7 protein-coding genes are annotated in these 15,235 nt (G+C 38.7%); 2 read left to right on the top strand and 5 right to left on the bottom strand.

The features are described 5' to 3' along the window. The first annotated feature begins 3 nt into the window (after positions 1 to 3). Positions 4 to 921: a ThuA domain-containing protein gene (locus KO529_RS07405; RefSeq protein WP_215947283.1), complete on the top strand. Its 918-nt coding sequence runs from the start codon at positions 4 to 6 to the stop codon at positions 919 to 921. Between the two features lie 113 nt (positions 922 to 1,034). Here KO529_RS07405 and uxaC read toward each other — a convergent pair whose 3' ends face one another. From uxaC to KO529_RS07380, 5 genes are all read right to left on the bottom strand, one after another. Then, the gene (gene uxaC, locus KO529_RS07400; protein ID WP_215947282.1) at positions 1,035 to 2,441 is read right to left on the bottom strand and encodes a glucuronate isomerase; all 1,407 of its coding nucleotides are present in this window, start codon (positions 2,439 to 2,441) and stop codon (positions 1,035 to 1,037) included. A gap of 72 nt (positions 2,442 to 2,513) precedes the next feature. Next, positions 2,514 to 4,754 carry a DUF7133 domain-containing protein gene (locus KO529_RS07395; protein ID WP_215947281.1) on the bottom strand — a complete coding sequence of 747 codons (2,241 nt, stop codon included), beginning with the start codon at positions 4,752 to 4,754 and terminating at the stop codon, positions 2,514 to 2,516. A 244-nt stretch (positions 4,755 to 4,998) separates the two neighbouring features. After that, positions 4,999 to 5,394, bottom strand: coding sequence for a response regulator (locus tag KO529_RS07390; protein ID WP_215947280.1), 396 nt, complete (start codon positions 5,392 to 5,394; stop codon positions 4,999 to 5,001). Between the two features lie 182 nt (positions 5,395 to 5,576). Beyond that, positions 5,577 to 9,374 (bottom strand): PAS domain S-box protein, encoded by a 3,798-nt coding sequence (locus KO529_RS07385; protein WP_215947279.1) that lies wholly within the window; start codon positions 9,372 to 9,374, stop codon positions 5,577 to 5,579. Positions 9,375 to 9,831: 457 nt separating this feature from the next. Next, positions 9,832 to 12,378: a phosphoenolpyruvate carboxylase gene (locus KO529_RS07380; RefSeq protein ID WP_215947278.1), complete on the bottom strand. Its 2,547-nt coding sequence runs from the start codon at positions 12,376 to 12,378 to the stop codon at positions 9,832 to 9,834. 522 nt (positions 12,379 to 12,900) lie between these two features. On the opposite strand from KO529_RS07380, the gene KO529_RS07375 reads away from it, so the two are divergent. Next, entirely contained in the window at positions 12,901 to 15,159 is a 2,259-nt protein-coding gene (locus KO529_RS07375; protein WP_252734341.1) for a GH92 family glycosyl hydrolase, read from the top strand. The last annotated feature ends 76 nt before the right edge of the window (positions 15,160 to 15,235 follow it).

Here is a 15,235-nt window from a genome sequence, read left to right as displayed (position 1 = left end):
AAAATGAACAAAACAGTTTACTCATTAATTACATTCCTTTTTGTTGGAACAATTTTCGCCCAAAGCATAGAAGAATTACCAATAAATGACCAATGGCTCGCCAAGATAGAATCTTTGGCTCCATCCGCACCGAGGGTAAAGGCGGAAGTAAAGAAAATATTGGTTTTTTCACAGCACACCGGATTCTACCATTGGACCATTCCACATAATGACGAAATGCTGAAAATATTGGCTAGAAAATCGGGAGCATTTGAGATTACCATTGCCCACGACATAGATAGTTTTGATAAAAAAAACCTAAAGCAATACGATGCCATAATTTTAAATAATTCCAATCCGGCCGGACCTAAACGTGACTTGTTCTGGGACCTAATAAAGAAGAACACTACCTTGAATGACAACACCATAGCAAAAATGGCGGCAGAATATGAAAAGAATTTAATGGATTATGTTGCAAAGGGCGGTGGTTTAATGATCATGCACGGTGCTATCACTGTTCAAAACAATTCCAAGGAATTCAGCAAAATGACCGGGGGCAGCTTTGACTACCATCCAAAACAACAAGAAATGCACCTAAAGGAGGTTAATGCCAATCACCCGATGGTACAGGCCTTTAAAGGGAAGGGCTTTACCCACGTGGATGAACCCTATTTTTTCAACAATGCCTATTCGGACTACAACTTTAGACCTTTACTGTATATAGAAGCTGACAAATTGGAAGGTGTACGTAAAGAAGTTACGGATAACACCATCTACGTGTCCTGGATAAAACGACATGGCAAAGGCAGGGTATTCTATAGCTCCCCTTCACATAACGCACAGAGCATGGACAATCCGGAATTGCTTCAGTTCTTTTTGGACGGTATGCAATACGTAGTGGGCGACCTAAAATGCGATGATAGCCCTATAGGAAAACCTTGACCCAAACTCTTATCAATATTATAACATCAATAAAAAATGCGCATCTTAAAAGGATGCGCATTTTTTGTTTCTAGCTAAAAGTAGTAGCATTAAACAATCACTTCTAAAAGGTCTTATTTATTAAAATCGAAAAAGTTTTTGGCGTTGTAATAGGATATATCGGACACAATTTTTCCTAACAACTTTTCATCTGCCGGCAACTCACTATTTACCACATCCTTACCTATTAAGTTACACAAGATCCTTCTAAAATATTCGTGTCTTGGAAAGGATAAAAAGCTCCTAGAATCGGTCAACATTCCCACAAAACAGCTTAAAAGCCCCATATTGGACAACGTGTTCATTTGTTTTTCCATTCCGTCTTTCTGATCTAGAAACCACCATCCCGAACCGAACTGCACCTTTCCTTTAACGCTTCCGTCATTAAAATTACCTACCATGGTAGCTATGACTTCGTTATCGGCAGGGTTAAGGTTATAGATTATAGTTTTTGCCAATTGATCCGTTCCATCCAATTCATTTAAGAAACCGCTCAATGCACGTGCCTGTGAAAAATCACCTATGGAATCGAACCCGGTATCAGGGCCCAATTTGGACAATAGCCTTTTGTTATTGTCCCTAATAGCGCCAATATGGAATTGTTGCACCCAGCCTTTTTTATGATAACTCCTTCCCAAAAACAACAACACCTGTGCCTTAAAGTATTGGACCTCCTCCTCAGAAATAGCCTTCCCTTCCATTACTTTTTTAAATATACTCTCGGCATTAAAGGTACCTTCCCTGAAATAATACAATTGTTCCAACCCATGATCGGCCAGCCTACCTCCCTGTGCATGAAAATAGTCGATTCGGTTTTCCAAAGCTGCCAACAAATCGTTGTACGATGTAATACTAATATTGGCGGCCTGACCCAATTTTTCCATGTAAGCAACATAGGCACTCCCCTGCTCTATGACAAATGTCTTATCCGGGCGAAAGGTTGGAAAAACTTTTGGCGAAATCCCTTTTTGCTTGATGCTCTTATGAAATTGAAGGGAGTCTATAGATTCATCCGTAGTACATAAAGACTCCACTTTTTGTTGTTGCAACAATCCAACGGTATTGTGCGATGTTTGCTGTAGTATTGCCGAACAACGCTCATATATTTCCTCCGCATTATCAGGCCCCAACAATTCCTGCACCCCAAAATAGCGCTGCAGCTCCAAATGAGTCCAGTGGTACAATGGGTTTCTTACCGTATAAGGTACAGTTTCGGCCCATTTAAGAAATTTTTCTTTGTCCGTAGCATTACCGGTTATAAAGTGTTCATCTATCCCAAAAGCACGCATGGCACGCCATTTATAATGATCTCCCGCCAACCAAGCTTGACTTATATTTTCAAAAACCCGGTTCCCATCAATTTCTAGGGGAGGTAAATGATTGTGATAATCAATTATGGGCAATTCCTTTGCATAATTGTGATATAAGGTTTTAGCAAAATCGCTCTGCAAAAGAAAATCATCATTTATAAAAGTCTTCATCTTACTACCGTAATTTAATTTTAATTCTTAATCTACCTGCTTTATCCTAGAATAGGGATAAACTATCCTTAATTATTTTCCGATCTGCTCGTATAATTCCTTTTCGGTATATTCCATACCGTCTTTTGATTGGACTTCCCTAAGTTCCTTTATTTTTTCCGGTTTTAAACCCTTAGGGTTAACAGAAAATGCATTGGTCACATAGGATATTATATCCGAGATGTCCTTATCGGACAGATTCTTATTATACTTAAGGCCTGGCATTTGATGGTTCTCATCATACAATTCCCCTTTAATTTTCAGGGGACCTTTTAGGCCGTGAAGAATAATAAGCCCCAATTGTTCCAAATGTGTAGAAATATACTCAGACCCCACAAGTGGTGGTGCCAATCCGTGGATACCTTCCCCACTGGACGAATGGCAAGAGGCACATATTTGACGGAACAGGATGGCTCCATTGGTCCTGGAATCCGCTCTTGCAATTTTTGTTGAATAAATATAATTAGGTTTGTCGTTTCCTTTACGCTCAACGCTTTCAGTTGTTAGACTGGCAAGGTTCGAATCCTTTAGGTTTACAAGATCTCCAAGTTGGGAGTCAAGAGCCGTAAGGACATCTTCCGATCCACTAACAATGGCTTCCTGATATATTTTATTATCACTGTATTTATTCGACAAATCATAAATAAAAGAGAAAAACACTTCCTGATCGTATTTGGCCCAAATCCCCATTGTTGTTGAAAGGTACAAATCCAGCATGGGCTCATTCCTTTTCAATAGTTCGGCAAAAAGAACTTTTGCTTTGGGAACATTTTTTTCGGAAGCATATTCCTCCAAAAGGACAATGGCATGAGATGCAGCTTCAGGGCCACCATTTTGAGCCAACTCTTGTAGGAAGTCGAAAGAAAGGGCATTAAGGCCTTTTAAGACATAGAGAGCGTGCAATTGGGCCAATGGACCAGTATTGTCCAAAGCCATTTTTTTGAGTTCAGGCAAAACACTTTTGTCCTTATTTTGAATCAAATATTGCTGAACCCTATCACGTATCCAACCGTTGGAGTCCTTCAGCAACACTAACATTTGGGATGCAGATAAAGTCTCCAGGTCAGGAATTTCCCGTGCCGGCTTATCCTTACTCCGAACCCTTAATATCCTTCCATAATCCAATATGGTATCCAATTTTTTCTCGGCCGATATTTTCTTTAAATAAGGGCTCAAAAATGCATAATGCTGAATTACACCCCGGTGCATATCCACAACATACATATTCCCATCCGGCCCAGTGGATAAATTTACTGGCCGGAAACCTTCGTCCGTAGAGGCTAAAAACTCTTTTCCCTGCCAGGCTTGTTTGGCCTCAACACGATCTCCGTAAAAGGATAGGATATTTCTTTTTATCAAATTGGCCTCAGGTACGCAAACAAAGACATTTTGATCATAATCAGCCGGGAACATTCCTCCCCTGTAGACCAATGGTCCGCAGGCCGCCGTAACATTAACCAATAGACTATCCTGGTCTAAAACCCCCTCTTCATATCCCCTATTCACTGAGGCAGCATGAAGCGGATAAACACGTTGATCTTTGGTCAAAGTTTCATCAACACCTTTTCTTGGAACAAAATATTTATTGCGGACCAACCTATTGGGCAGTATATGATCGCCCAATAATTGGGTGGAATTATTATTGTAATAAAGCCTTCCAAAATTATCATGGGAAATACCCCACTGCCCTCTCTGGGTAGTAGGTTCCTTATACCACACCCCATCTTTACGTTGGTATCTGAAATTAGATTTGGCATTGTAGATCCAGTTGTCCAAATTCATCATTAAACCATTTGGCTGATGTTCAGGATTTCCTACGGTTGCATAAAGGGAATCTACCAACACTCTGTTTACTGGTTTATCATTCTCAATTTCAACAAACCAAAGATTAGGTGATTCTGCATAAAGCAACCCACCATAAACAAGGGCCAAAGCCCTTGGCATAACCAAACTATCCAAAAAGGTTTTGGCATGGTCCATAATTCCGTCCTCGTCAAGATCCTCAAGGATTTTAATAGATCCACTAGGCAAATCTTCCCCATCACCTTCTAAATTGACCATAAATCCAGCCATTTCAGCTACCCAAATCCGTCCCTTAGAATCGAAATCTATGGCGACCGGTGCTGTCAAAAGGGGTTCGGACGCCACCATCTCCAGTTCAAAACCCTCTTCCACCCTATAATCCTCAAGGGAAATTTGAGGTTCCTGGTAAGATGGTTTACATGAAATAACGATAAGCGAAAGAGAAAGGAAAAAACAAAATGATAATCTCATTAATATTGGAGGTTTGTATTCTGACATTTTGACAAGGCCACTAAATTAATACAGAGGCATTTAAAATACTAATGGATTAATATATATTTGGCAAAAAACAGACTATCCGAACAATACTTTATGATATTTGGAGAATATTAGGGTTATAACACCTAAGTTCCAAGGCCAAAGTTAACGGCATGCAAAGTGCGCCATGCCTATTAATAGTGCAGCAAAACTATAAAATTGAAAACACAAGGAAACCCTACCCTTCAATTTCTTGGGCCAATTCCTTGATCTTTACATCTGTCAAGGGCTTGGCTATAAAACCATTGACCATGTCATATTTTTTGGCGCGCTCCATATCCCTAGAATCTACAGATGAGCTTAAAATATATATCCTAATCTCCCTTTCCCGGGATATTTTACCAAACTCATCCAAAAACTCCCATCCGTCCATTATGGGCATGTTCAAATCCAAAAAAATAACCTCGGGCAACCCTTCTTCCGATTCAATCAGAGGTGTTATTACATCCAAAGCTTCTTTCCCATTTTGACAGACTAGAAAATCTGAAGCGAAACTATTATTCCTTAAAAGTATTTTAGAACCAAAAATAAAAATAGGATCATCATCAATGATGCATACTGTATTAATCGTCATTCCTGTAAATATTGTTTATTCTTGCATTTATAAAATGCATTTCTTGTTATCCTATAGAATTTGTTGGTTACTAATATAATTTATTTTTCCCAAATAGGACCTCTAATGTTTATTAACAAATTGTTTAAAGTATACAAAACAGCTTTATATCCTATTAGAATCACTAACCGCAAGATTATACACTATAAAGCAATTCGAAAATATGCGGTGAATTTGGTACCCTTATTTAACTCACTTTCAACCTCGATCTTACCTCCCATAGCTTCGATCTGATTCTTACTGATAAAGAGTCCGATGCCACGTGCTTCCGGGTGACTGTGAAATGTTTTGTACATGCCGAAAAGCTTGGAGCCATGCCGGTCCAAATCGATCCCAAGGCCATTATCCTCAAAACTTAAAAAAGCATATTCCCCTTTTACTCCACTGGAAATTTTCAACTCTGGCAGTCTTTCTGGAGATCTATATTTTATAGCGTTGGTAATCATATTTAGAATAATACTCTCCAAATAGGCATGTACTGCCATTACATTAATATCGGCTGCAACCTCCAAATAGATTTTAGCACCGTTTTTCTTAACCAATGGATCAACAGTCTTCATGGCTTTCTGAACCCTTTTTAATAGGTTTTGAGAGGTTAAGGTTGAACTCACCTGAGAATTTATCTCCACAATCTCACTAAGCTGATGAATAGTTTCGTTCATATTATCCGAAACGACCTTAATATTACGGCAGTATTCATTTTCAAGTACTTTGGGATCATCTTGCAATGCCAGATCCAAGAGCATGGAAATATTACTGGTATGCGATCTTAAGTTATGGGAAACGATATGTGCAAAATTCGTAAGGCGGTTGTTGTGCTCGGTTAGATTTTCGGTCATTTGTTTTTTATCAGAAATATCTTGGATTTGGGCCACGAAATGCATGAGTTCACCCCTGTCACTCTTTACAGCAGCTACTGCCTCAAAAATCCAAATATAATTTCCGTTCCTATGCCTGCAGCGCTTCTCCATTTTAAATCCACTATTTGTAGCAACGGTCCTTTCAAACATTACTTTAGCGGTTTCCACATCCTCTGGGTGCACAAAATCCGATATTGATTTTTCAAGAATCTCCTCTTCCCCATAACCCAATATCTCACAGATTTTTGGATTGGCCTTTCGCAATCTTCCCTCTAAATCTATGACAACCATTCCTATGGCTGCATGCTCAAAAGTTGTTCTAAACATTTCCTCACTAAAAGCAAGCTCCAATTTTAATCGCTTTTCATGGTCAATATCCTGCATAAGCCCAGATATCCGGATGCATTTCCCATCTTTAAATTCTGGCACTCCGATATTACGTGTCCAAAATATTCCTTTTGACTTACTTAAAATTTCAACTTCAAAATCGAAACTTTTGCCCTCCACTACCGCCAAATGCATAATTTTCGCAATTCGATCCTGGTCCTTTTTAAGGGCGTAATTGGCAATTGAGAATTCCAGATTATGTGGTTTATAGTTATCGGCCTCCAACATTTTTATGAGATTCTCACTCCAGGTCACCTTATTCTCCTGAGGTAAATACACCCATGAACCTATCTTCCCTATTTCATGGGAACGCTCCAAGAGGTTTTTATTTTCTATAAGTAGTAATTCGCTTTTCTTACGATCGGTAATGTCCTCAACCTGGGACAATAGGTGTATATATTCCCCCTTATCGTTTTTAATGGCTGATAAAGAGTGATTAACCCAAATAATATCACCATTCTTATGAATAAACCGCTTTTCTACACTGAAAGAGTCCCTTTTCTGGTCCCATACCTCGAACATTAAGGCCTGGGATTTTGCGTAATCGTCTGGATAAGTAATATTTACCAAGGTTAGTTTGCGCAATTCTGCCTCAGAATAGCCAATAATACGGCTAAGACTGCGGTTGGATTTCTGTAGGTTCCCATTTAAATCGATAAAGGCCATACCGTGCTGGGCATGTTCAAAGGTTTGCCTCATTTCCTCTTCCTTGACGGCTAAATCCTTTGTGGCCCTTGTCTTTTCGTCAATATCCTGAAAAAAACCATATAATCTGTTACATACCCCATCCACCATTTCCGGAATTCCTATCGTTCTGGACCAAAATATCCTTTGGGAAGTAGTAACCACCTTTAGTTCAAGATCAAATCCCTCTCCCTGTTCAACGGCCCTACTTAAAGCCTCTATTAGGATTTCCCTATGCTCCCCTTTCTGAAAAAAAGGATAAACTTCCTCTAAAGTAGGTTTATAATCTTCTGGAACCCCTACCATACTTTTTATGGTAGGACTCCAATAAACATTATTTGTACCCAAATCAAGCTCCCAAATTCCTATACGCACTGCATCGTTGATGCGCTGCATTACCTGGGCATTATGGGCCAGCAACAATTCATTTTGCTTACGCTCCGTAATATCCTGCACTTGGGAAACATAATGTATTACCTGCCCTTGATCGTTATGAATAGCAGACATAGATATGTTGGCCCAAATAACAGTACCGTCTTTATGTATAAACCTGTGATCTAATTTTATATTTTTATGCTTGCCCTGAAATAATTCTTCTATATACTTTCTGTTCAATTTTAAGTCCTCGGGATGCGCCATGTCAGCAAGGTCTAACTTTTGCATTTCTTCCTCGGTGTAACCGAAAATATTACATAAACTTTTGTTTGCCCTTAATAATTTATTTTCATTATTTACCAAGGCCATGCCCATGGCAGAATGATTAAAGGTTTGCCTAAACTGCTCCTCCCGAAATCTAATCTCCAATTGGACTTTTTTAATTTCATCAATATCCTGGATAAGTCCGTACAACTTTGCTCGCTCATTGCCCCTATGTTCGGAGACCCCTATTACCCTCACCCATTTTAAGTGACCGTTTTGCGTTTTTAGTTGTAATTGCTCATCAAACTCCATGGGCTCTGTAAGCGCCTTATCCACAATTAACTTTAAACGATCCCTATGCTCGCCTTCCATATAAAACTCCAATCCTTTTTCCAGTGTTGGACTAAATTCCTCGGATACCCCGTGAATTTGATTGGCAACCTTACTCCAAAAAACAGTTTCTTCCTCTTGATCAACTTCCCAATATCCGATTTTTGCTGCTTCACTTGACCGTTCAAAGAGATTCTTGTACTTCTCCAACAAAATTTCATTGACTTTACGATTACTTATATCGTAATGTATGCCCGAAACGACTTCAGGAAGGCCATCTGCACCGTATTTAGTTACCTCTCCACGACTTAGCACCCAAACCCAATGCCCCATTTTATGTTGCATTCTAAATTCTACCTCGTAAATACCACTTTCTTTAACATGATTTTCCAAGGAAATATCTATATTCCCTACATCTTCTGGATGAACCATATTTAAAAAGGTACCATAGGTTAATGGTTCCAGCTCGGCCAAGGTATATCCGAACATATCTGCCCATCTTTCATTACATATAACGTTACCTGTGACAAGATTACCTTCCCAGACCCCTATATTGGCGCCCTTAATTACATTTTCGTAATAATCCTTGTTGATCTGTAATTGTTTTTCGCTCTCCATGTACCTATCTATACATAGGGCTGCACCAATAAGACCTTGGCAATCTTGGGATTCGTCAGCAACCAGGCTGCCCCTGAGGTTTAACCAAATATAATGTCCGTCCACATGGATGAATCTTACATCTATGTTCAGTGGTTTATTCTGGGAATTGGTTATAAGGCCTTGGCAAGCACTTTGGACCCGATCTAAATCCCCTACATGAACCAAGGATAAAAAATCTATTTCAATGGCAGCATTTGAGCCTGAAGTATAACCGAGCAATTGGGAAAATTTACTACTGATAAAGCTCCTTTCAGGATGTGCTAAATTCCAGCACCATAAACCATCCATTAAACTTTCTCCTGCAAAATTGAAAAAATCATCTTCCTTTTTTAATAGATCGTTAAATGTATTTTTTAGTGCAGTAATGTTGTTTTTTGGCATAAAATACTCCTTAAAATAAAACGTGCATTCCCCAACCATTCTATGGGAGATGGAATTGCAATTTATATATTACGTAGAAATCCAATGAATTATTTCAATTCCCACTAAAGCTAATAACGCACAGAATGGTAAGGCGCTTTATTATATACATTAAAATGCTACTTGAAAGGAGAGGGGGGAGTACCTTGTAATCGTAACAGAATTCCCAATCGGTATTGGATCAATGCTATTATTGTGCTTATACCAATATAGTCAAATATAAACAATGAAACCGTTAACTCTAAAACGATTTCAAAATTGATAAATTATATCGATCTACTAATATTACTAAATAAAATCCATTAAATTTTCACCAACCGTCAATAATAAGATGGCCACAAAAAAGGATAGGTTAGTTCCAACAATGTTGGCATATCCTTTTTTATGGCCATTTAGACTATACTTTGTATTCTTAACATTAAGCAGAATTCCTACTTGCGTTAATGTTACCGTACAAAGACCTAATTACTATTTTCTCATACAATTCTTTATATTCCGATTCCCTACTCAATTGCTGAAGGGCAAATTGTTGGATTACCAATAAAGGCAACACTATGTTTTCCCTTATTTTAACCGATTCACGTGAAACCGACTCTTTCTCCATTAAGATCTTGGATTCAGAAATAAGTAACAGCATTTCTTTGGAAAGCAAATATTCCTCATATAGGATGTTCCAGAATTCACCATATTCCTCATCATCCTTCATATAGCTGGTCAGTTCAAAATAACACTTGGCCAAAGACATCATACTATTAAGCATCAATGCTTTAAACAACGGAACTTCTTTGAATAATTTTTTTATATCCTCCAATTTTCCTTGGTCCTTTAAAATCTTTATAGCCGTTCCAATTCCAAAATAACCCGGGACATTCTGTTTAAGCTGGCTCCATGAACCTACAAAGGAAATGGCCCTCAAGTCTGTGAGTTCCAATTTTTTCTTATGGCCTCTTTTACCTGGCCTACTTCCTATATTTGCCTTTTGGTAGTATTTTAAAGTACTCTTGTTTTCCAAATATGCAATAAACTTATCATGATTCTTTAAAGCATCGTATTTCTCGAAACTCAGATCGGACAACTCCTCCAATAATTGTCTTGATTCCTTGGAAATAACATTTTCCTTACCAAAAAAGTTATTGGAAAGTCCGGCCGTTAATAATTGCTCAGAATTATGAATAAACTGCTCCTTAGTGCCATAAGTACTGGTTATGGTCTGGCCCTGAATGGTTAATTGAATTTCATTATTGGCAATATCCTTGGTCTGTGCAGCATAAAATCTATGTGTTTTTCCTCCTCCTCGGGCCGGAGGTCCGCCACGCCCGTCAAAAAAGATAGCCTTTATATTATTTTGATCGCATACGGCAGACAATTTTTCCTTTGTTTTAAAGATTTCCCAATTTGCTTTCACATATCCACCGTCCTTGGTGCCATCTGAAAATCCGAGCATTATGGTTTGCTTATTATGGCGTTGGGCCAGATGCTTTTTATACTCTGGAAGGTCAAACAATTCGTTCATTGTATTTTCAGAACTTTCCATGCCTCTCATGGTTTCGAACAAAGGAATAATATCGAAGGTAATTTTATCCGAATCCCAACCACACCATCTAAATAGTCCGTAAACAAAAAGTACAGAAAAAACGCTCTCGGAATTACTAATAACATATCGGTTACAACCCTCCTCACCATTTTTCTCCTGAATTCCCCTTAATTGTAGAATATTTTGAATGGTTTCCTTAACAATATCCTCCTCATAATTCTGGACTTGCAGATCTATATCCTTATGGATTAAAATATCTATTAATTCCTGCCTATCCAATTCCCCTATACTTTCTGAAATTAGTCCGTTGGCCTTTAGAATAGCCTCTACAACCTGGGTATGAACGCTATGGTCCTGCCTAATATCCAAAGTGGCAAAATGTGTCCTGAAGATCTTAACCTTGTCTATAAGATGATCTAAATCCTTTAGGTATAACTTGTGGTATTTATTAATCAATATCGACCTAATTTCAAGAAGGGGTTCTATAATTTCATCGTAGCGCAACACTTTGGTGGCATCGAACATGGTATTGTACAAGCGCCCCCTTAAATTGGAAATTACATCTTGAAGTTCCCTAAAAGTTAATTTTTGCTGTAAGTTTTTTACATCGTGATAATAACATTTCATTAGGGTAATACGTAGCTCGTCGGCCACATCCTTGGTAATACTGGAAGTTACAAAAGGGTTTCCATCCCTATCCCCACCGGGCCAAAACCCAAGTTTCATGATGTTGTGATTATTAAAATCCATATCGCCAATATTATCCTTGATGTAAGCATAAAGGTCCCCAACAGCATCATAATAAACATTTCGTAAAATGTATATTATATTTTTGGCTTCATCCAATGGAGTAGGCTTTTTAGCATTGATCAAGGAGGTTAGTCCCAATTGTTGAAGCACAAGATCAATGTCATTGATCTTGTTTTCCAAAATAAGACTCCTTAAATTACTAATGATATCCAATACAGCAGGGGTATAAAATTGGGTAGGGTGCGCCGTTAAAACGATACGTGCACTAAAGGTGGACAATTTTTCCGAAATCTGGTCCCAACTTTTATTTTTGTCCACTAACTGAAAATAATCCCCAATAGTCAGGGAACTACTGTGTTTCTGAAGCTTTGGGAAAGCCGCATCCTCAACACTGTCATACAACACCACCTGTCTTTCCACGTACTGAATAATCCGGAACATAAAATCTATCCTATCCTTTTCCGAATCTATCTTGGCATAGTTTTGAAAGAAAGCGTCTAAAATTTCCTGTGGATTTTTCCCGGATTTCAACCCCTTTTCGGCCTGATCTAACAATAATGGAATCAGCATCCCAACATTTTCAATATTTTGGTATGGCAAATTAAGAAACAAGCTATTATAAATATTGAACTTGTTCTGGACTGATTTTTTAAATTCGTCTAATCTCTCTGATTGAAGCATACGTCTTTAATTACATTCTACATAAACATCCTCCCTTAATTTGGGAACATGAATTTCAAACATTAAATATCGGCATATTTTTAGATTTGAAGGAGGAATTATGTGCCAAACATCAAAATTTAATAGGGACACCTCATAATCAGTTGACTTGACAACAATAATTTTCACAACGCAGGGTAACAAGGTACATTTACATTGTAATAATAAAAAAGTAATTTTTTCATTTTCATATAGTGTTCTCGTAAAAGAGCTTTGCCTGACCGGCAAGGCTCTTTTTAGTTTGGGCCAAATTAAACTCCAACACCCTAAAATAATCAACATATTAAGATCTTCCTTGTGTGTGCCTTTAACTATCCAATGCGCTCTATTCCCGCACCTATAAAATGGCTAATCATGCAAACCTTTGCATAATTAATATTTCCCTATCTTTCGCATTATCAATATTTTATTGTTTTTTTGATTAGCCCCTTCCGCAATAATTATTTATGATTATCCAAAAGTTTAAGCGTATTTATCTTTTACATGAAAACGAATAAGAAATTCTTGTACTCCCTCCTTCCACTATTATGGATAACAGTTTTATCCGCCCAAAACAAAATGGAGGTTGACTATGTAAATCCACTGATTGGAACCCCATCAGCCGGCTTTATGGAAGGCAGGGATGGTGGAGGCACCATGCCCTGCGTGGGGACCCCTTTTGCAATGACCAATTTTGTGGCACAGACACGGGAAAATAAGATCAGTGAAATGCCATACTTTTATGAAGACAATACCATTCAGGGATTTTTGGCCACTCACCAACCTACGGTGTGGATGGGCGATTATGGCTACGTGTCCGTTATGCCTCAAGTAGGGAAATTAAAACTACTTCCCAAAGACAGGGCCTTGCCCTTTACCCATAAGGATGAAATATCCAAACCTAATTATTACAGTGTTTCCATGGGTGATAAAAGTCGAAAAATAAAAGGGGAAATAGCAGCTGCCTCCCGCTGTGGCATCTTTCAATTCACCTTTCCCAAGTCCGATGAATCCCATATCATTATCCAAGGTATTAATATTACCGAGAACAAAAAGGCGTTTCACGGGTATATCAAAATAGATGAAAATAAAAGAGAAATTACTGGTTACAATCCTGAGAGGATGTCTTCCCATTTAGGTCCTGAACTCAAAAACTTTAAAGGTTATTTTATAATTCAATTTGATAAACCCTTTGAGCGATTTGGAACTTGGAATTCCTTTAGAACGGAGCCCGATATCATAGAAATGGGCAAGGAGCAGACAGGAGCCAGAATGGGCGGATACATTAGTTTTAAAACGGAAAAAAATGAAAAGGTCAAAGTCAAAATTGCCACTTCCTTTATAAGCTTGGATCAAGCCCGTGAAAACTTATCCAAGGAAATACCAGATTGGGATTTTAACAAAGTGGTAGAAAACACCCGGGATATTTGGCAAGAAAATCTTTCCAGGATTAAAGCAAATGGAACTACGGAAGATCAAAAAAACATTTTCTATACCGCCTTGTTCCACACCATGTTGTTCCCTAGGGAGTTTTCAGAGTACGGCCGCTATTACAGTCCGTTTGACGATAAGGTCCATGAAGGGGTTTCTTATAACGACTACTCCCTTTGGGATACATTTAGGGCCCTGCACCCCCTACTGCATTTTACACAGCCAGAACGGGTTAGCCCTATGATACAATCCTTATTACAGATGTACCAAGAGGGAGGTTGGTTGCCAAAATGGCCCAATCCTACCTATACCAATATAATGACCGGCACCCATGCCGATGCCGTAATTGCAGATGCCTACGTAAAGGGATTTCGGGATTACGATCTGGATCTAGCCTATGAAGCCGTTAGAAAAAATGCCATGCACCCACCTTATAGGGACACCGAAAAACCTTGGGGGGATAGGGATGAGGGTACTCTCTACGAAGCAAGGGGCGGACTCACCTACTATCATTCCTTAGGATATGTTGCGGCAGATAAGACACGGGAATCCGTAACACGGACCATCGAGTTTGGAATAGACGACTATAGCATTGCCCAAATGGCCAAGGACATGGGTAAAATTGAAGATTATGAGCGATTAATGGGATGGAGCAAAAACTACAAAAACCTTTACAACAAGGAAACGGGGTTCCTTAATGCCCGACTATTTAATGGCGATTGGGACAAAAACGAACAGGAAGGGTTTACGGAAGGTGGGAGATGGACCTATTTATTTGGCGCCATGCACGATATTGAAGGAAGCATCGAACTCTTTGGCGGGAAGGAAAAGTTTGCCGCCAAATTAAATGAAAATTTTGATGGGCAACATTACCGACATGATAATGAGCCCGGACATCATTATGCCTACCTATTCAACTATGCAGGGCAACCTTGGAAAACCCAAGAGCTTATCCGCAAGCACACCTCTACCATTAATTATAGAAATCACCCTCTAGGAATCAACGGAAACGATGATTGCGGACAAATGTCAGCTTGGTACGTTTTTGGGGTTATGGGATTTTACCCAGTTACCCCAGGTACAGAAATATTCGCCATTGGGGCACCTCAATTTCCAGAACTCACCCTTAGCTTACGCAAGAACGGAGAACTAAAATCATTTAAAATAAAAACCAACAACCTCTCCGAAGAGAACATGTACATTCAATCCCTGAAATTGGACGGAAAGGTATTGGACGAACCCTTTATCACCTATACCCAGATAATGAATGGCAATGTCCTTGAATTTGAAATGGGGAAAAGCCCCAATACCAGTGCTTTTAAAAACAACTAAAAAAGGAGTATAGTTAATTTGGAGACTTGGCTATGAGTCCAAAACAAAATAAACGGATGGATTAATAATTAAAATC

Origin of the sequence: Arenibacter algicola (assembly GCF_018860365.1) — a bacterium.
GTDB classification, from domain to species: Bacteria; Bacteroidota; Bacteroidia; order Flavobacteriales; family Flavobacteriaceae; genus Arenibacter; species Arenibacter algicola_B.
This window is presented reverse-complemented; position numbering and strand designations above follow the sequence as displayed.